Below are 19,869 nucleotides of genomic sequence, written 5' to 3'. Positions count from 1 at the left end.
CTATTGTGACAAATTTTTTGATGGTTTTAGAAATCATTGTGTCCATTTTATTGATTGTTGTTGTAATTGCTCAAACTAGTAAGAGTTCTGGTATGGGCGGCGCTGTTTCTGGTGCGGCAGATTCTACATTCGGTGGTAAAGAACGCGGCTTAGATGGGTTCTTATCTCGCTGTACAATCATTTTAGGTATTATCTTTGCTGTGTTGAGCTTAGTTCTAGGGGCAATGATTAACCAATTCTAATTTGAAAGCCTGCCTAGCAGGCTTTTCTTTTTTTCAGCATATATGAATACTATGCAAAGGAGGTGTTTGTATGAAAGAAAAAGTGTTAGCGTTTTATAAATCTATTTATCCCCATACGTATCATATCGATGATGCTGCTATGGATTGTCATGTTAAGGGCGGACGTGAACTGGATGCCTTTATGGATGCTGCTAAAGAGCTATTAAAAGAGGGGCGTTTAAGCTTTATAAGAAAAGATGTATATGCCTATAATAATGACACAGAATTTATTGAAGGTATTTACAAGGGCTACAGAAAATCCTTTGGATTTGTTATCACTGCTCCTGATGAAGAGGATGTGTATATAGCAGAACAAAATAAGGGCACTGCTATGCACAATGATAAGGTTCGTGTACGTATTATCACATCTCGTGATTCACGCCATAAACGAGAAGGTGTTGTCACTGAAGTTATAGAACGTGCTAATGAAACTGTTGTAGGTACCTATGACAGACAGCAATCCTTTGGTTTTGTCATTCCTGATGATGAACGATTGGGTACAGATATTTATGTCGATTTACATAATACTTTAGATGCTCGCAGTGGTGCTAAGGTTCTCGTAAAAATCATCAAATGGCCAGAAGGCGATAAGAAACCAGAAGGTGTCATTACAGAAGTATTGGGCTACAAAGGGGATGTAGGCCTTGATATTAACTGTATTATGGCTAATTATGACTTGCCATTTTCCTTCCCAGAAGATGTTGTGAAAGCGAGTCAACATATCAATACGACCATTACAGATGATCCAAAACGTTGGGATTTACGCGATGTGCCAATGGTTACTATCGATGGTGAAGATGCAAAAGACCTTGATGATGCAGTCAGTGGTCGTAAACTTGATAATGGTAACTATGAACTAGGTGTACATATTGCCGATGTAAGCCATTATGTAGTGTCACAAAAGGCTATCGATAGAGAGGCCTATAAACGGGGAACATCTGTCTATCTAGTTGACCGAGTTATCCCTATGTTACCGGAGGTGTTATCCAATGGTATCTGTAGCTTAAATGCTGGCGAAGATCGATATGCCATGACCTGTATGATGGAAATTGATGCACATGGTAAGGTTGTTAATTATCGGATTCAACCATCTATTATCCATGTTAATCGTCGTTGCAGTTATAAAGAGATTTATAAAGCATTAACCGAAGATATTATTCCTGATGACTTGGCACCTCTTATGCCGATGATTCACAATTTATCCGACATCGCAAAAACTTTAAATGATATGCGCCGTCGTCGTGGTGCACTGGATTTTGATTTCCCTGAATATAAGGTGCTTTTAGATACAGAAGGCACGCCATTGCGCATTGTACGTCGCGACCGGACATTAGCGGAACGACTTATTGAAGAATGTATGCTTATAGCTAATGAAACGGTAGCTACTCATCTAAAGAATACAAACCGTACGAGTGTATATCGTATCCATGAAACACCGAGCGAAGAAAAGATGAGTATGTATCAAAAGGTACTCAATTACTTAGGGCAAGATATTCGATTACATCTTGATGAATTGGAACCACGCGTGTTCCAACATATTTTAGATGCTGTTAAGGGCACGGATATTGAACAAGTGGCTCAAATCATGACATTGCGTTCCATGCAACAAGCTAAATATAGCATCGATAATGCAGGTCATTTTGGGTTGGCGTCGAAATGCTACACACACTTTACATCGCCTATTAGACGATATCCAGATCTCATGGTACATCGCTTATTAAAAGCCGATATGGGATGGTCTGATGGATACGTAAACCGCGATACGAAAACAGAATTCTTAGAACGTGCAGCTGTCCATTCTTCAGAACGTGAACAAGTGGCTGTAGCTGCTGAGCGCGACACAGTCGATTTAAAGAAAACCCAATATATGGTTCCATTTATTGGCGAAGTCTTTGAGGGTAAAATATCTAGCATCACATCCTTTGGTATGTTTGTAGAGTTAGATAATGGTATCGATGGCCTTGTTCATATGAACATGATGACTGATGATTACTATTTTTACGATGAAGAACATTTCCTATTAGTTGGCAAGCGTACGGGTCAAATCTATCATTTAGGTGATACAGTAACGGTGACATTGGTGAAAGCGGATGTGGAAAAACGTCAAATCGATTTCGTACTCGGCGAAGTGGATAATCTTATGAGAATTCAAGAAATGATGAAGAATTCCGAAGGTTATGTAGGCTCTAGAGAGAAGAAACCGTTTGGCCGTTCTGGTATCTCTAAACAATCTAAACGAAAAGGTAAGGGACATAGTAAGTCTTCTAAACGGAGAGACCGGTATACTGGCACATCTAGTGCTCCAAAGAATAAAAAGGGACGTAAAGACCATAAAGGGTCTAAGAAAAAAGTAAAAAAACGTAAACGATAATGAAATATTAATACCTATTGTGAGGTGACTATGGCAAAAAAAGATGCACCATCATTAATTGCAGATAACCGCAAGGCGCGTCATGATTTTAATATTCATGAAACCTATGAAGCGGGCATTGCATTGACGGGGACAGAGATTAAATCAATTCGCCAAGGTAAATTAAATCTTAAGGATAGCTTTATCCGTATAGATAAGGGAGAAATGTTTCTCTACGGTGTACACATCAGTCCTTATGAACAAGGCAATCGCTTTAATCATGAGCCTGAGCGAACACGTAAACTATTGATGCATAAATCGGAAATTAAAAAATTATTCCAACAAGTGAAAGAAAAGGGGTTCTCCTTGATTCCGTTGAACTTTCATTTTAGCCGTGGCTATGTGAAGGTAACGGTTGGTCTTGTGACAGGAAAAAAATTGTATGATAAACGCCAAGATATGGCAGAACGGGATGCAAAGCGTGACATTGCTAAGCGTTTGAAAGAACAACAAAAATACTGATATATAATAGGAGGATGTTTAGTGGAAGTTAATCAATATTTTTATAGTTTGGCAAAAATATCAGCTCAAAAAGCAGCTGAAAACGGAGTACATGTAGATCCCAAATTTATATACACTCAATGGTATATTGAAACAGGTGGGTTTACATCTCAACTACAAGCAACACATCATAATCTAGGTGGTGTTACTGCTTCAGATGGAAGCTGGAGACATTTTACAGATTTTATTGATTTTGCCAACTATTTTGGCAATTACTTGACATACTATAGAGAAGATGGCATGACAAATGCTACATCTCTGTATTCGTATATCAATGCCTTGTACAATGGCGGATACTTTACAGCAGATTTTAATTCTTATTATGGCTCTGTATTACAAGTGTTTAATACAATCAATTTCTAAATATGGTTAAGGGACTGTGTTACAGTCCCTTATTTTTATGCAGATTGTTAACTTAGTACAAAATAAAAGTTGATAAAAATCACACATTTTCTTATAATGTAAACAAAGTGTGATTTATATAGTTGACAATGTAAGTACATGAAGAGGTGAATACTATGAGTCAAATTCGTCAAATCACAGAAATCGGTATTTTAACTGCTATGATTACAATCTTGGGCGCTATCAAGATTCCTAATCTTGTGCCAGGCATTGAGTTCCAGTTATCGGCTCCTCTAGCAGTAGCAATTTGTGCGGCCTTTGGATTTAAAAAGTACATCATTAGCGGTTGTTTATCCAGCCTTATCGGATTGGCATTAGGAACACAAAATTTTCTAAGTGTTGCTATTGCCCTGCAGTTTAGATTGGTCGTTGGTTTCTTATTATGGATTTGCAAAAATCATATGCTCGGTGTAATCCTAAGTGGTCCTATTGCATCTACAGTAGCTCGATTAACACTATCCGTCTATGTTGGTAAAGGTGCTTTAGCTATGGTTATGCTTGCTGTACCAGGTATGATCTTTACCGCTATTGTAGCGCCTATCATGACTGCTGTATTTAAAAAGGTTGTATCAGCAGCTACACATAGTGCACCTCGAAAGGTTGTGTAATGATGGGGCTATACAGTATTCGTATGCGCGGTGCAGAAGGAGGACCTCATGAAGAAGGGGGACGCCATATATCTGGGGCTGAACGCATTGTGGAAGAAAGTGATTTAGAATCTGTAGCATCCTCTTTAATTCATCGTGCATTGCATCATAGTAAAGGAAAATCAGATTTTATAAATATTCGTATAGACGCGGTTCACGATGAGGATATTACATATGTTGATTGTATTGATGTTGATGAACATGAGACTGCATCGGTAAAAGAATCACATGAATTAGCAAAAAACTTACTACAGTCTGTAGTGAGCCATAAGGCAGTAGAAAATGCTTTCACAGAACTAGGACAATTGCCTGGAAATATGCGTGGTGCTATTCTAATGAATGCAGATACAGGTATGCGATTAGATCAAGACACGATGCGCGGTGTTCGTGTAAGTCATATGGATGCGTGTGGCAACGAAACAAGACCTATGAATGTGCACATGCGTGAAGCACTAGTACTAGCTACAAAGGCACAGTCCTGCCCTGGTATTGTAGGTGAACTTTGTTGGTCCGACGATCCCGATTATACAGTGGGATATGTAGCATGTAATGGCATATATCATCGCATTCCGAATATGAAAGAAATGGGAAATCCTATCGGGGGCCGTGTATTTTTTGTAGATACCGATAAGCCTATTCATGAAATTGTCGATTATTTAGAGAATACAACAGTATTGGTACGGTGGTAACGTGGATTATTATCAAGACTTTCAGAAAAAACTAGAGGCTAAAGAACAAGAACAAAATAAGAGAACGATTAAGACCTATGAGCCTTTAGATGCGGTGTGTGTAAAACGAGATCATCGCGAGTATATCATGATGGCCTCTAACAATTATTTAGGACTTACCCATGAACCTCGTGTACAACAAGCGGCCATTCAAGCCATTCAACAATATGGTACCGGATCTGGTGGCGCTAGACTGACATCGGGATCCTTTCCCTTGTTTAAGGAATTGGAAAGGGCTATAGCCAATTTTAAAGAAACAGAGCAATCTCTCGTATTTAATACAGGCTATATGGCCAATGTCGGTACAATTACGGCCTTAATGAATAAGCATAGTGTCATCATTAGCGATGAATTGAACCATGCTAGTATCATCGATGGATGTCGCCTGAGTGGAGCTCATATTGAGCGATATAAACATAAAGATGTAGAACATGCGGAATATATTCTTAAGAATTACAAATCGGCTCATAAAATGATTATTACTGATGGTGTATTTAGCATGGATGGAGATATTGCACCATTAGATAGACTGTATGAGTTAAGTAAGGAATATAACGCTCTTCTTATGGTAGATGATGCACATGCAACTGGCGTCATCGGTAATGGGCGAGGCACAGCTCATCATTTTGGTCTAACCGATGTAGATGTACAGCTTGGTACCTTGAGTAAGGCTTTAGGTTCTGTTGGTGGCTATGTGGCGGGTCGTAAGGAATTAATAGAATACCTGATTAACTATAGTCGTAGCTTTATATTCTCTACAGCTTTGTCCCCAGCTGATATCGGTGCGGCTTTAGAGGCCCTACGAATTGTACATGATGAACCATCTGTGGTTGAAACATTACGTGATAACACTGTATATATGGCACATAAATTACAGGCTATGGGGATTGATTGTGATGACGAAACACCTATATTCCCAATTGTGGTAGGTGATAATGATCGAGCCTTAACATTGGCCCGTGAGTTAGAGAAGCGAGGCATTATTATTACAGCGATTCGACCTCCTACAGTTCCTGTTGGTGAAAGTCGGCTACGCATGACAGTTACAGCCGCTCATAGTAAAGAACAACTTGATTATGTAGCGCAAACGTTGCATGAATTACTAGTTGACATGAATATACATTAGGGGTATGATAGATAAACCAACAAACCCATGGGGATGTAAAGGTTTCGACAGGGGCGAGTGTGGTATAGATAGCGAGTCGGCGTTCCATTGGGCCGTTAAACGGTGGGAAAACATTTAAACGCAGAAGAAAATTTTGCATTAGCTGCATAAGCTACGTCCCTCATACTTGTGCCTACCAAGTGTGAACGGACGTCAAACCGTAGGCTGGCTTAATTTAGTCGTTCATATGAATTAGGCGAGACAACATGAACTGGAGTACTGTAGTTTGTCTGTGAGCGATAGGTACTTGAGACTTAAATCATAGACTGTGCTCGGAGAAGTCTATATGGCAACGCTTTTGGACAGGAGTTCGACTCTCCTCATCTCCACCATGAGATGATTCATACCGAAGATTGGTATCTTGTAATGATACTAATCTTCGGTATTTTTTGTTTTGTACACAAATTGTTATAAAAGTCAACAATATATGGTGTGAAATTGTACGCAATTGAATGTTTAAAAATATAGATAATATCTAGCTTTATTAGAGGTTTATAGGATATAGAAATCTTGACTATCACATGGGAATAAAGTACAATATATTGAGAAATTTATGAATTTGGATCTTATAAATTTAGTGTTATGAAAAGGAGTACATGTAATGAAGTCTCGATATTCACGCATGTTAGCAGTATTAGCAGTATCCGCTTTACTGGTAGCAGGTTGTGGTAGTCAACAACAGCAATCAGCTGATGTGGCGGTAAATTCGTATAAAATCGTATCGCAAAACGCACAAGTTGATCAAACCTATACGGGTACGGTTAAGGCAGAAAATTCTGTGGCTGTACATGCTCGTGTTACTGGTTATGTGGTGGAAAAATTTGTTAAAGGTGGGGACCAAGTAGTAGCTGGTCAACCTTTATATCGCATCGATTCTCGCCAATATGAATCCAATGTAGCAACAGCGGAAGCTAATGTAGCAAGAGCTAATGCAGATTATCAAAATGCAGAAACTGATTTAGGTCGTTATGAAACATTGGCAAGTCAAGATGCGATTGCACGCCAACGCGTAGATACACAACGTTCTGCTGCAGAACAAGCTAAAGCAGCTGTAGAAGCACAACAAGCAGCATTGAAGATTGCGCAAGATAACTTGGGTGATACTATCATTTATGCACCATATTCCGGCACATTGAGTATGGATGCTGTTGATATAGGTACATTTGTTAATGCTGGCTCTACGACATTGGTAACCATCGATTCTGTAGATCCTATTTTTGTTGAATTTAGCATGACTGAACAAGAGTATCTTGAATTCATGGCTACTCGTTCTGGTGATGAAAACAGCGGTCTTAATTTAAAATTACGCTTAGCTGATGGCAAGGAATATAATCAAGTAGGTTCTGTTGTTCAAGCGGCAAGAACATTAGATCCTTCCACAGGTAAGTTGATTTTGAAAGCTTCCTTCCCTAATCCTGACCATTTATTGTTACCTAATATGTTTGCTACCGTTATTTCTCCTGGTGAAAAATTAACGGATGCCATTTTGGTACCTACAAAAGCTATTTTACAAATTATGGATAAAAACTTTGTATATGTCATCGGTCAAGATGGAACAGTATCTCAAAAGGCTGTTGAACTTGGTGGCACTACAGGGGCTTTCACAATCGTTAAATCTGGTCTTGTAAATGGTGATGAAATCGTTGTAGATGGTTTAACTAAGGTTAAAAATGGTGCAAAGGTACAAGCCACTGAATTGTCTAAAACACAAATTGAAACAGCTAAACAATAGGAGGTAAGACGTGTCGAAATTCTTTATTAATCGACCTATCTTTGCCATTGTTATTGCCATCATGATTACATTAATCGGTTTGCTTTCAATGGTTAATCTTCCGGTAGCTCGATATCCACAAATTTCACCACCAAGTGTACGTGTTAGTACCATGTATACAGGTGCTACGCCTCAAGTACTGAATGATACTGTAGCCAGTGTAATTGAGTCTCAAATTGTAGGCGTTCAAGATTTAGACTATATGACATCTGATAGTGCTAGTACTGGTACATATTCTTTGTCATTACAGTTTAATCAAGGTAGTGATCCCGATATGGATACGGTTAATACCCAAAACCGTGTGCAAGCGGCGCTAGCTCAACTGCCTTCAGAGGTCCAACAAGTTGGTGTAACAACGACAAAATCCTCTGGCGATATGGCGTATATTTTCTCCTTGAATTCTCCTAATGGTACCTTTGATAGTACATTCCTTAAAAACTATGGTACAAACTATTTGATGGATGCCATTAAGGGCGTAAAAGGTGTTGGTTCCGTTCAAGAATTCGGTTCTGACTATGCAATGCGCATTTGGTTAGATCCTAGCAAGATGCAAAAATTAGGCATTACCATGTCTGATGTAACATCTGCTATTAAAAGCCAAAACGTACAAGCTGCAGCTGGTACAGTTGGTAAAAATCCTACCAATGGAGAACAAGCATTCCAGTATCCAATTAAAATTGATGGCCGTCTAGTGACAGAGCAACAATTTGGTAATATTGTTATCAAGAACTCTAATGGTACTGTATTACATTTAAAGGATATTGCTCGTATTGATGTGGGCGCAAAAGGGTACGATTTTGTCGCTAAGTCTTCATATCGCGATCCAAATGCTCCATCTGGTGAGATTTTATTTGTTGAACATCGTCCGTCTGCTGGTTTTGCCATTTCTTTACAAAATGATGCAAATGCTTTAGAGACGATTTCAAATGTTCAAAAAATATTGCAAGAACAGTCTAAGTCTTTCCCACAAGATTTGGAATATCACGAAGTCGTAGATAATACGAAATTCGTACGTGCCTCTATTAATGAAGTAGAGCATACATTCTTTGAAGCTTTATTGCTCGTACTCATCGTAGTGTATGTATTCTTGCAATCTTGGCGTTCTACATTGATTCCGATGATTGCAGTACCTGTATCATTACTAGGAACATTTGGTGCCTTTGTATTATTAGATTTCTCCATCAATACATTAACACTGTTTGCCATGGTATTGGCTATCGGCCTTGTCGTCGATGATGCTATCGTAGTGGTAGAGGCTGTTGAATATGAGTTAAAATATAATGGTTTATCTCCAAAAGAAGCTGCCATTGCGGCTATGAAAAATGTACAAGGCCCAGTAGTTGGTATTGCCTTTGTATTAGCCGCCGTGTTCATACCTGTTGCATTTATGGGCGGTATGACCGGTATTTTATATAAGCAATTCGCCTTAACAATTGCCGTTTCTGTGGCGATTTCCGCAGTTGTTGCGTTAATTTTGACACCATCGTTGTGTGCATTGATGTTAAAACCACATGTACAAAATGAACGTGAAGACTTTGTTCATCGTCAACTCAATAAATTTAATCGTGGCCTTGAACGTTTTAGTGATTGGTATGGTAAGGTGTTAGCTCGGTTGAGCCATCGTCTGAGCTTAACCGTTATTACATTACTCGTCTTTGCTGCTGGTACAGGTATCGTATTCCATTTCTTACCTACAAGTTTCGTACCTGCAGAAGATAGTGGATATTTCCTTATTGCTGTAAATGAACCACCAGGAGCAACGTCTGCTCGTACCGTGGAAACTCTTGATAAAATCAAAGATTTCTTAGAGCAAACACCGGGCATTAAAGATAATGTAGAACAAGTATTTACTGTTTCTGGGTTTGACCTTTTAGGTGGCTCTCAAAAATCTAGTGCTGGTGTTTCCTTTGCGGTATTAAAAGATTGGGATCAACGTAAATCATCTAATCAATCTGTTAATGCTATGGTGGGTGCAGTATTTGGCTTTGGTGCGAAGAATGTACCTGAAGCTAGTGTAGTAGCTTTGAATCCTCCATCCATTCCAGGCCTTGGTAACACTGGTGGCTTTACAATGTATATCATTAATAAAGCTGGTGATAGTGCTGAGGTAATGGCTGAACGGGCTCAGGCATTTATGGCAGAAGCTAGAACTAATCCGGCTATTCAAACAGTGTATACCACATTTAATACATCATCCCCATCCTTACAATTTGAAATCAATCGTGATAAGGCTGCTCAAGATGGTGTTCAGCTCACTGATATCTTCACCACATTGCAAGGTTTCTATGGTAGTATTCAAGTTAATGATTATACATCGTATGGTAAGAACTATAAGGTTGTTGTTCAAGCAGAGGATCAATTCCGTCAAAATGCTGACAACTTGAATATGCTCGCAGTTCGTAATAGTAAGGGACAAATGGTTTCTATTGCTAACTACATTACGAAAGAAAAGACGGCAACCCCTTCATCTATCACTCGTTTCGATAATGCTATGGCCGTTAAAATTGGTGGCTCTGCGGCTCAAGGATATGCTTCTGGTGATGCAATTCAAGCATTGAAGGATGCAGCTGCTAAAACATTGCCAGCTGGTTATACCTATGATTGGGGCGATCAATCCCGCGAAGAATTGAAGGCTGGATCACAAACCATGTTGATTCTAGGTCTTGGCTTGACATTTGTATTCTTGATTCTTGCTGCATTGTATGAATCCTGGAAAGTTCCATTTGCTGTATTATTCTCCGTACCATCTGGTATGATTGGTGCTGCATTAGTACCATTCTTGTTGAATTTTACAGGTCGATTCCAATTAGCAAATGACATCTATATGCAAATTGGTTTGTTAACATTGGTAGGTTTAGCTGCTAAGAATGCTATTCTGATTATCGAGTATGCGAAGATTCGTGTTGACGAACGCGGTATGGATGTTGTCGATGCGGCTATCGAAGCGGCTAAGATTCGTTTGCGTCCAATCTTGATGACGTCCTTTGCATTCATCCTAGGCGTATTGCCATTGGCAATTTCTACTGGTGCCGGTTCTGGTGCTCGTACATCAATGGGTATCACAGTCGTAGCAGGTATGACAACAGCTACATTCTTTGGTATCTTTATCATTCCAATGCTTTTCATTATCGTCGAAAAGATTGGTCCTGGATTCTTTACAAAACGTAAAAAGGATCACTAATTCCAAATTTCATAACACAAATAAAACACGCTTATAACATAGCTTATAGGCGTGTTTTTTTAACTATTTTATGGTATAATATGCTAGTTAAAACGATTTAATTATCGCATGGGCGATATTGTGAAATATTTATATAAAAGAGGTATAAACATGAGTGAAGTAAAAACATTTGTGGCTGGTCATAAAAGCCCTGATACTGATTCTATTTGTTCTGCTATTTCTTATGCTAATTTGTTAACACAAATGGGTACACCTGCAACGCCTGTATGTGCTGGTGATGCGAATAAGGAAACTAAATACGCATTGGAACATTTCGGTTTCGAACACCCACAAATCGTTACAAACTGGGAAGAGTTCGCTCCTAATGGTGGCGATTTATACTTAACTGACCATAATGAATCCAAGCAAATCATCGATGGTTACAAATCTATGAATATGTGTGGTGTTATCGATCATCACCGTATTGGTGATTTCGAAACTGACGGCCCTGTATTCATTCGCATGGAACCAGTAGGTTGTACAAATACAATTTTGACTAAACTTTATATTGAAAATAATCAAGAAATTCCTAAGAATATTGCCGGTTTGATGTTGTCTGCTATTATTTCTGATACTGTATTGTTCCGCTCTCCAACATGTACAGAAACAGATAAGGAAATGGCTCATAAACTAGCTGCTATCGCTGGTGTAGATATCGATTCCTATGGTTTAGATATGTTGAAAGCTGGCGCAGATATTTCTGATTTAACAAACGATGAAATCGTACGTACAGATATGAAGGAATTCTCCGAAGCAGGTCAAACGATTTCTATCGGTCAAATTTCCGTTATGGATACAACTGATGTGTTGGCTAAGCAAGCTGAATTAGTAGCAGCTCTAGAAGCTCTTCGTACAACTAACGGCTATGCTGCATCCTATATTATGGTTACCAATATTCTTGATGAAAGTACAACATTGATCTATAGCGGCGATGTAGAATCCGTTGTAGTTAACGCATTTGGTAAAGACGTAAAAGATAATGCTGTATTCTTACCAAATACAATGTCCCGTAAGAAACAAATTGTACCTCCAATTTTAGGAGCTATGAAATAATAAAGGATATCGACATATCATGGTAATAAAAACGTTGCTCTTGCAACGTTTTTATTATATGTGATGGTCATTAATAATTACTCATTTTATGTTATAGATAAGGAGATACCATGCAATCATTGTTAGATGGCTTGAATCGGGAGCAACAACAAGCCGTACAACATACCGAAGGCCCACTATTGATTTTAGCAGGTGCAGGATCAGGGAAAACAAAGGTATTAACTGTACGTATAGCATATTTGCTAGCTCAAGGTGTAAATCCTTATGAAATCTTAGCCATCACTTTTACCAATAAAGCGGCTAAGGAGATGAAAAGCCGTGTAGAAGGGCTTGTAGGCGATGTAGCTAACCGAATTTGGCTAAGTACATTCCACAGCTTTTGTGCTAAATTTTTACGCTTTGAATTAGATAATTTTTTAGGTTACAACAGTAATTTTACAATTTATGATACATCCGACTCTCAAGTCGTTATAAAAGCAGCGTTGAAGGCCCTTAATTTGGATGATAAATATTATCCTGTAGGTGCTATGATTAGTGCTATTTCTGATGCAAAAAATAAATTGATGTTCGCTTCAGATTATAGAAAACAAGCACGAGATTTTTATCAACAAAAGGTAGCTGATGTATATGAATACTACGAACGAGAATTGCGTAAAAACAATGCATTAGATTTCGATGATTTATTGCTAGTAGCTGTTAAATTATTACAATCTAATGCAGCTGTGCTTGATAAATATAGCAAACGATTTAAGTATGTCATGATTGATGAATATCAAGATACAAACCATGCACAGTATTTATTGGCTTATTTGTTATCATCGCATTGGAAGAATATCGCCGTCGTAGGTGATGCTGACCAAAGTATTTACGCATGGCGTGGTGCAGATATTCAAAATATCCTCGATTTTGAAAAGGATTATCCAAATTGTACATCCATTAAATTGGAGCAAAACTATCGTTCTACAAAAATCATATTGGATGCGGCTAATGCAGTTATCGACCATAATGAAGGGCGCCCAGAAAAGAATCTTTGGACTGATAAAGTAGAAGGAGCTAAAATCCAGCACTTTACGGCTCAATCGGAACATGAAGAGGCGGCTTTCATAGGCGATACAATAGTCAAAAAACACGATATTCACGGCGTGCCGTATGGTGACATGGCCATTCTATATCGCACCAATGCACAATCCCGTGTGCTAGAAGAAGCGTTAATCAAACGCGCTTTGCCATACACAATGGTAGGTGGTACTAAGTTCTACGATAGAAAAGAAATTAAAGATGTGCTCGCCTATTTGCGCGTATTATATAATCCGTTCGATGATTTAAGTTTGTTGCGTATTATCAATGTACCAAAGCGCAGTATCGGTGCTACTACTGTTTCTAAATTACAAGATTATGCTCGTGAAAATGGTACATCTCTATTTATGACCTTAACACAATTGCATTTGGTCGATACCATTAAGGGTAAAACGAAAGAGAAACTTGAAGAATTTGGCATTTTAATTTTTACCCTTGTTGCAGAAATGGATGATAAATCCGTTCTTGATATTTTAGAAGCTATCCTTGATCGAACTGGATATTTGGCTCAACTCGAGGAAAGTACGGACCCACAAGACCAAGCACGTGCCGAAAATATCGGTGAATTATTATCTGTGGCAAAGGATTTCCAAGATACGAATCCAACAGGTACTGTTGAAGACTTCTTGGAACAAGTAGCATTAGTAAACGATGTCGATTCCTTTGAACAAGAGGAATCTAAGGTTACCTTGATGACATTACATGCTGCTAAAGGTCTTGAATTCCCTATTGTATTCCTTGGTGGCTTAGAAGAGGGCTTATTCCCACATAGCCGTACCTTGATGAATCCTGAGGAAATCGAAGAAGAACGACGCCTCGCATACGTAGGGATTACGCGTGCTGAGAAGGAATTATATATTTCTAATGCTACAACCCGTACCGTATTCGGTCGTACTAGCAGTTATTTACCGTCTCGTTTCATCGATGAAATTCCAGCGGAACTCGTCGATAGTTTACGTGCAAAACGAAGAATTCCTGATGATATTAAACCAACAGTGCCAAGACATATGTCGGTCGCTAGTCGGCCAGTAACAAAACCGATTATTCGCAATGAAGTTATCGCTGATTGGAAGGTTGGGGATACTGCTATTCACAGTAAATGGGGAAATGGTAAGGTCGTTAATGTTTCTGGTGAGGGGGCTGGCATGAAGCTGACTATAGAATTCCCTACACAAGGTGTTCGGGTAGTTATGGCTAAGTTTGCACCGGTAAAAAAAGGTTAAAACAATCACTGTATGATATAGAGGATAATTATGAATCCTAAAGATAGAATAGAACAATTACAAAAAGAATTGACTCATGCTCAGTATCTATATTATGTAAAAGATAATCCGACGATGAGCGATTTTGAATATGATCAAAAATATCGTGAGCTCGTTGATTTAGAAACGGCACATCCTGAATATATTGTGCCATCGTCTCCTACACAGCGGGTTGGCATCAAGGCGGATGGTCCTTTTGAAAAAGTGGTCCATGGTAGACCTATGCTCAGCTTATCCAATGTGTTTAGTGCGGATGAAGTGCGTGCTTTTGACCAACGGGTAACGAAGGAATTGGGACATCAAACAAAGGCTTATGTGGTGGAGTTGAAAATTGACGGCTTAGCTGTTAATTTGCACTATGAGAATGGTATCTTTGTTCGTGCCGTCACACGCGGTGATGGTAAGGTGGGGGAAGATGTAACAGCTAATGTGCGTACCATCAAATCCATTCCTTTATACCTAGAAAATGCTCCAGAATTTATCGAAATTCGCGGTGAAGCGTACATGCCACATAGCGAATTTAAGCGTATCAATGAGGAACGTGATGAAGAAGGGTTACCAACCTTTGTCAATCCTCGCAATGCAGCGGCAGGTTCCTTGCGACAACAGGACCCTGCTATTACAGCAAGTCGTAATCTTGCGTTCTTTGCTTATGCTATCGGTTCTGAAAGCGGCGCTAATATTCATACGCAAGAGGAATTATTACATACATTGGAGAATTTTCATTTCTCTGTAAATCCTCATTATCGCGTTTGTAATACCGTAGATGAAGTTATTGAGGCCATTAATTATTGGGGCGAAAAACGTCATGAACTGCCATACGATACAGATGGTATGGTTATAAAGGTCAATGATTTTAATGATCAAGAGATGTTAGGCTCAACCGCAAAGGACCCTAAGTGGGCTACGGCTTATAAATATCCTCCAGAAGAGGTAGAAACAATTATCAAAGATATTACCATCAATGTAGGACGTACTGGTGTATTGACGCCAACTGGAGAATTAGAACCTGTGTTTGTATCCGGCACTAATGTGAGTCGTGTTACATTACATAATCAAGATTTCATCACTGAAAAAGATATTCGTATTGGTGACCATGTACTTATTCACAAGGCGGCTGAAATCATTCCAGAAGTCATTCGTGTATTGCCTGAAAAACGTACGGGCAGTGAGGTTCCTTTCACAATTCCCAATTGTTGTCCTGTTTGTGAAAGTCCAGCAGTACGCCGCGAAGGTGAAGCGGCCATTCGCTGTACTAATAAACATTGTCCTGCTATTGAAAAGGAACAAATCATTCACTTTGCATCTCGCGATGCGATGAATATTGATGGACTTGGCCCAAGTATTGTGGAAAATTTAATCAATGAAAAATTGATTACCAATGTAGTTGATTTATATCATTTGACTACGGAATCCATCATGGGTATGGACCGTATGGGTAAAAAATCGGCAGATAATCTTGTGAAAGCTATTGCAGATTCTAAATCTCGTGGATTAGACCGCGTACTATTTGGTCTTGGCATTCGCCTTATCGGTTCTAAAGCGGCCGGTACAATTGCTAATGTTGTGAAGTCTATGGATAGATTTTTAACGATTAGTAAAGACGAATTAGTGGCGGTGGAAGAAATTGGGCCTACCATGGCAGATAGCATTATCGAATATCGAGAAGACCCTCAACATATTGAGATTATCAAGGGCCTGATTGATGCCGGCCTAAAAATGGACGTAGATGTGCAAGAAGCCGCTGGCAATGAAATGGAAGGGGAAATCGTTGTTCTTACTGGTAAACTCGAGGTCATGGGGCGCAGTGAAGCTGGTAAACTATTAGAAAAACACGGCGCTAAGGTGACCGGGTCCGTATCTAAGAAAACAACACTCGTCGTTGCTGGTGAAGATAGTGGCAGTAAATTGACAAAGGCGAATGAACTTGGTATTCGCGTTATCAATGAAGAAGAATTTATAGAATTACTTAAAGATTTAGGTGAAAACTAATCCTTTATTTTGAAAATATATGTCATATGCTTTATAATTAAAAGATATGAAAGGATGTGGACCGATGAAAATCAGCCAAGAGGAAATTAAAAAAATCGCTTTACTGTCCCGATTAGAAGTAAAAGAAGATAAAATGGCTAACGTTGAGAAGGAGTTATCCGATATCTTAACGTATGTAGCAGAATTAAATGAATTAGAATTAGATGATGTAGAAGTAATGGCTCATGCTGTTCCTTTGCATAATGTATTTAGAGAAGATGAGACTAAACCTTCTTTAGATCATGATTTAGCATTGTCTAATGCACCTGAAGAAGAAGATGGGTACTTTAAGGTGCCTCGCGTTGTACAAGAATAGGAGGTTTCACTGTGGCAACAATTCATGAATTACACACTAAATTAGTGAACAAAGAAATCAGTGCTGTAGAATTAACAAATGCAGTGATTAGTCACAAAGCAAAAGTGGAACCAGAGGTACATGCGTATTTATCTGATTCTCACGAATTAGCATTAGCATCTGCAAAAGCTGTAGATGAAGCAATTGCTAAAGGTGAAGCTATTTCCCCATTAGCAGGTATTCCTGGCGCTATTAAGGATAATATTTGTATTAAAGATCAACCTGCTACATGTGCATCTAAAATGTTGGAACATTTCATTCCTCCATATAATGCATCTGTTATTGAACGATTACATGCTAATCACTTAGTTAGCTTAGGTAAACTTAACATGGATGAATTCGCTATGGGCGGTTCCACAGAAAATTCCGCATTAGCTAAAACAGCTAATCCATGGAATTTGGAATGCGTACCAGGCGGTTCTTCCGGTGGTAGTGCAGCTGCAGTATCCAGTGGTTCTGCTATCTGGGCATTGGGCTCCGATACAGGTGGTTCTATCCGCCAACCAGCATCCTTCTGTGGTGTGGTAGGTATGAAGCCTACCTATGGTAATGTATCACGTTATGGTTTAATTGCCTTTGCATCCTCCTTGGATCAAATTGGACCTGTTACACGGGACGTAACCGATGCTGCATTGGTATTAAATGCCATTGCTGGTCATGACCCTAAAGATTCTACATCCATTCCTGGTGAGCGTGTAGATTATACAAAAGCGCTCGTAAACGATGTTAAGAATTTAAAAATTGGTGTACCAAAAGAATTCTTTGGCGATGGTCTTAATACAGAAGTACGCAAGGCTATTGATGAAGCAATTGAAACATATAAAAAATTAGGTGCTGAAATCGTTGAGGTCTCTTTGCCTAGTACAAAATACGCTTTGTCTGCATATTATATTATCGCATTGGCAGAAGCAAGTTCTAACTTGGCTCGTTATGATGGGGTAAGCTATGGTTTGCGCGTGCCTGCAGATAATTTAGTAGAAATGTCTACTAAAACTCGTACAGAAGGATTTGGACCAGAAGTACAACGTCGTATCTTGCTCGGTACCTATGTATTGAGCGCAGGTTATTACGATGCATATTATTTGAAAGCTCTTAAAGTACGTCGCGTTATCAAAAATGAATTTGATGCAGCCTTCTCCAAGGTTGATTTGTTATTGGCTCCAACAGCTCCTAACACAGCGTATAAGTTTGGTGAAAAAATCAATGACCCATTAGCTATGTACTTAGAAGATATTTGTACAGTTCCAGCTAACTTAGCAGGTATTCCTGGTATTAGCATTCCAGCGGGCATGAGTAGCGATAATTTGCCAATTGGCTTGCAATTATTGGGTCCTGCAATGGGCGAAGAAACATTGTTACGTGCCGCTTTCACATTCGAACAAGCACGTCCAGATTGTCAATTAGTAGCACCAACTGGGGAGGTTTCTCTATGAGTAGTAAATACGAAACAGTCGTTGGTTTAGAGGTTCATACAGAGCTTAAGACTAAGTCTAAAATCTTCTGTGGTTGTACCACTGAATTCGGCGGTGATCAAAATACACATGTATGCCCAGTATGTCTTGGCTTACCTGGTGCTATGCCTGTGTTGAATAAACAAGTAGTAGAATTTGCCATTAAAGTAGGTTTAGCGTTGAATTGTGAAATTCTTAAATTCAACAAATTTGACCGTAAAAACTACTACTATCCTGATTTGCCTAAAAACTATCAAACATCTCAATACGATTTGCCAATCTGTTTGAATGGTCACCTAGACATTGAAGTAAATGGTGAAACTAAACGCATCGGTATCACACGTATTCACATGGAAGAAGACGCTGGCAAATTGGTTCATAGCGGTAATACGATTTCCGATTCTAATTCTTCTAATGTTGACTATAACCGTACAGGCGTACCTCTTCTTGAAATCGTATCTGAACCAGATATTCGATCCGGTGCAGAAGCGAGAGCATACGTTGAAAAATTGCGTTCCATTTTGCAATATTTAGAAGTATCTGACGGTCGTATGGAAGAAGGTTCCTTGCGTGGTGACTGTAACGTATCCGTACGCCTTCGTGGCTCCAAAGAATTTGGTACACGTACAGAAACTAAAAACGTTAACTCCTTAACAGCTATTCAAAAGGTTGTTGAATACGAAGCATTGCGTCAAGCTAAGCTTATCGAAGCAGGCGGCAAAGTAGACCAAGAAACACGTACGTGGGACGATGCACAAGGCATCACTCTTGGCATGCGTAAGAAGGACGAAGAAAACGATTACCGTTACTTCCCAGAACCAGACTTGGTACCAATCGTAATTACGGACGAAAAAATCGAAGAAGTACGTCGTTCTTTGCCTGAGTTGCAAGACGCTAAAATTGCGCGCTTTGTATCCGAATATGGCTTGTCTCGTGAAGATGCAACCATCCTTACCATGGCTCGTAAGACGGCTGATTACCTAGACGCAGCTGTGAAAGCTGGCGCAGATCCTAAGACTGTGTCTAACTGGATGCTTGGTGACTTGTCTAAGATGATCAATGAAAGCGGCTTAACATTTGGTGAATCTAAGGTAAGCCCTGAAAACTTGGCTGGTATGATTGCTCTTATTGAAAAAGGCACCATTTCTGGTAAAATTGCGAAAAAAGTTATCGTATCCATGTGGGAATCCGGCAAGGATGCTGATGCTATCGTAAAAGAAGAAGGTCTTGTTCAAATTACAGATACTGGCGCTATTGAAGAAATCGTAAAACAAGTTATCGCTAATAACCCACAACCAGTGGCTGACTTTAAGGGCGGTAATGGCAAAGCTATCGGTTTCTTGGTAGGTCAAGTTATGAAAGAATCAAAAGGTCGTGCTAACCCTGGTATGGTTAACCAATTATTACAAAAATTCTTAAACGACTAAGACTGTCTTGACTTAGTTCATCTTAATATTGTTTAAACGAATTGTCCTCTATGGTATATTTACCATAGGGGATATTTTGTTTCCATGA

At 39.2% G+C, this 19,869-nt stretch carries 15 protein-coding genes and 1 other RNA gene; all 16 read left to right on the top strand.

Going from position 1 to position 19,869, the window contains the following annotated elements:
• Positions 1–5 precede the first annotated feature (5 nt).
• Positions 6–242 (top strand): preprotein translocase subunit SecG, encoded by a 237-nt coding sequence (gene secG / locus VIHSUH07_RS05505; RefSeq protein ID WP_005377589.1) that lies wholly within the window; start codon positions 6–8, stop codon positions 240–242.
• Positions 243–312: 70 nt separating this feature from the next.
• Entirely contained in the window at positions 313–2,652 is a 2,340-nt protein-coding gene (gene rnr, locus VIHSUH07_RS05500; protein WP_105084187.1) for a ribonuclease R, read from the top strand.
• A gap of 30 nt (positions 2,653–2,682) precedes the next feature.
• On the top strand, positions 2,683–3,153 hold the full coding sequence (gene smpB / locus VIHSUH07_RS05495; protein WP_105084186.1) for an SsrA-binding protein SmpB: 471 nt from the start codon (positions 2,683–2,685) through the stop codon (positions 3,151–3,153).
• A gap of 21 nt (positions 3,154–3,174) precedes the next feature.
• Positions 3,175–3,555, top strand: coding sequence for a glucosaminidase domain-containing protein (locus VIHSUH07_RS05490; RefSeq protein ID WP_005377606.1), 381 nt, complete (start codon positions 3,175–3,177; stop codon positions 3,553–3,555).
• Between the two features lie 155 nt (positions 3,556–3,710).
• Positions 3,711–4,202 carry a hypothetical protein gene (locus VIHSUH07_RS05485; RefSeq protein ID WP_105084185.1) on the top strand — a complete coding sequence of 164 codons (492 nt, stop codon included), beginning with the start codon at positions 3,711–3,713 and terminating at the stop codon, positions 4,200–4,202.
• A complete protein-coding gene (locus VIHSUH07_RS05480) occupies positions 4,202–4,930 on the top strand; it encodes a 6-carboxyhexanoate--CoA ligase (RefSeq protein WP_105084184.1) in 729 nt (242 codons plus the stop codon). Before VIHSUH07_RS05485 ends, VIHSUH07_RS05480 begins: the two co-directional genes overlap by 1 nt.
• Position 4,931: 1 nt before the next feature.
• Positions 4,932–6,095: an 8-amino-7-oxononanoate synthase gene (bioF, locus tag VIHSUH07_RS05475; RefSeq protein ID WP_105084183.1), complete on the top strand. Its 1,164-nt coding sequence runs from the start codon at positions 4,932–4,934 to the stop codon at positions 6,093–6,095.
• Positions 6,096–6,124: 29 nt separating this feature from the next.
• Positions 6,125–6,466, top strand: a transfer-messenger RNA (tmRNA) gene (ssrA, locus tag VIHSUH07_RS05470).
• A 269-nt stretch (positions 6,467–6,735) separates the two neighbouring features.
• Complete coding sequence (locus VIHSUH07_RS05465; protein ID WP_038122667.1) at positions 6,736–7,866, top strand: efflux RND transporter periplasmic adaptor subunit; 1,131 nt, start codon at positions 6,736–6,738, stop codon at positions 7,864–7,866.
• Between the two features lie 10 nt (positions 7,867–7,876).
• Positions 7,877–11,086 carry an efflux RND transporter permease subunit gene (locus VIHSUH07_RS05460; protein WP_105084182.1) on the top strand — a complete coding sequence of 1,070 codons (3,210 nt, stop codon included), beginning with the start codon at positions 7,877–7,879 and terminating at the stop codon, positions 11,084–11,086.
• 150 nt (positions 11,087–11,236) lie between these two features.
• Positions 11,237–12,178, top strand: coding sequence for a manganese-dependent inorganic pyrophosphatase (locus VIHSUH07_RS05455; protein WP_105084181.1), 942 nt, complete (start codon positions 11,237–11,239; stop codon positions 12,176–12,178).
• 110 nt (positions 12,179–12,288) lie between these two features.
• Positions 12,289–14,478: a DNA helicase PcrA gene (gene pcrA / locus VIHSUH07_RS05450; RefSeq protein ID WP_009661228.1), complete on the top strand. Its 2,190-nt coding sequence runs from the start codon at positions 12,289–12,291 to the stop codon at positions 14,476–14,478.
• Positions 14,479–14,508: 30 nt separating this feature from the next.
• Positions 14,509–16,509: an NAD-dependent DNA ligase LigA gene (ligA, locus tag VIHSUH07_RS05445; protein ID WP_105084180.1), complete on the top strand. Its 2,001-nt coding sequence runs from the start codon at positions 14,509–14,511 to the stop codon at positions 16,507–16,509.
• A gap of 64 nt (positions 16,510–16,573) precedes the next feature.
• Positions 16,574–16,864 carry an Asp-tRNA(Asn)/Glu-tRNA(Gln) amidotransferase subunit GatC gene (gene gatC / locus VIHSUH07_RS05440; protein WP_105084179.1) on the top strand — a complete coding sequence of 97 codons (291 nt, stop codon included), beginning with the start codon at positions 16,574–16,576 and terminating at the stop codon, positions 16,862–16,864.
• An 11-nt stretch (positions 16,865–16,875) separates the two neighbouring features.
• The gene (gene gatA / locus VIHSUH07_RS05435) at positions 16,876–18,336 is read left to right on the top strand and encodes an Asp-tRNA(Asn)/Glu-tRNA(Gln) amidotransferase subunit GatA (RefSeq protein WP_105084178.1); all 1,461 of its coding nucleotides are present in this window, start codon (positions 16,876–16,878) and stop codon (positions 18,334–18,336) included.
• Positions 18,333–19,781, top strand: coding sequence for an Asp-tRNA(Asn)/Glu-tRNA(Gln) amidotransferase subunit GatB (gatB, locus tag VIHSUH07_RS05430; RefSeq protein WP_105084177.1), 1,449 nt, complete (start codon positions 18,333–18,335; stop codon positions 19,779–19,781). Before gatA ends, gatB begins: the two co-directional genes overlap by 4 nt.
• The last annotated feature ends 88 nt before the right edge of the window (positions 19,782–19,869 follow it).

The sequence above is a fragment of the Veillonella sp. T34266-5 genome (genome assembly GCF_002959815.1).
Taxonomy (GTDB): Bacteria; Bacillota; Negativicutes; order Veillonellales; family Veillonellaceae; genus Veillonella; species Veillonella atypica.
This window is presented reverse-complemented; position numbering and strand designations above follow the sequence as displayed.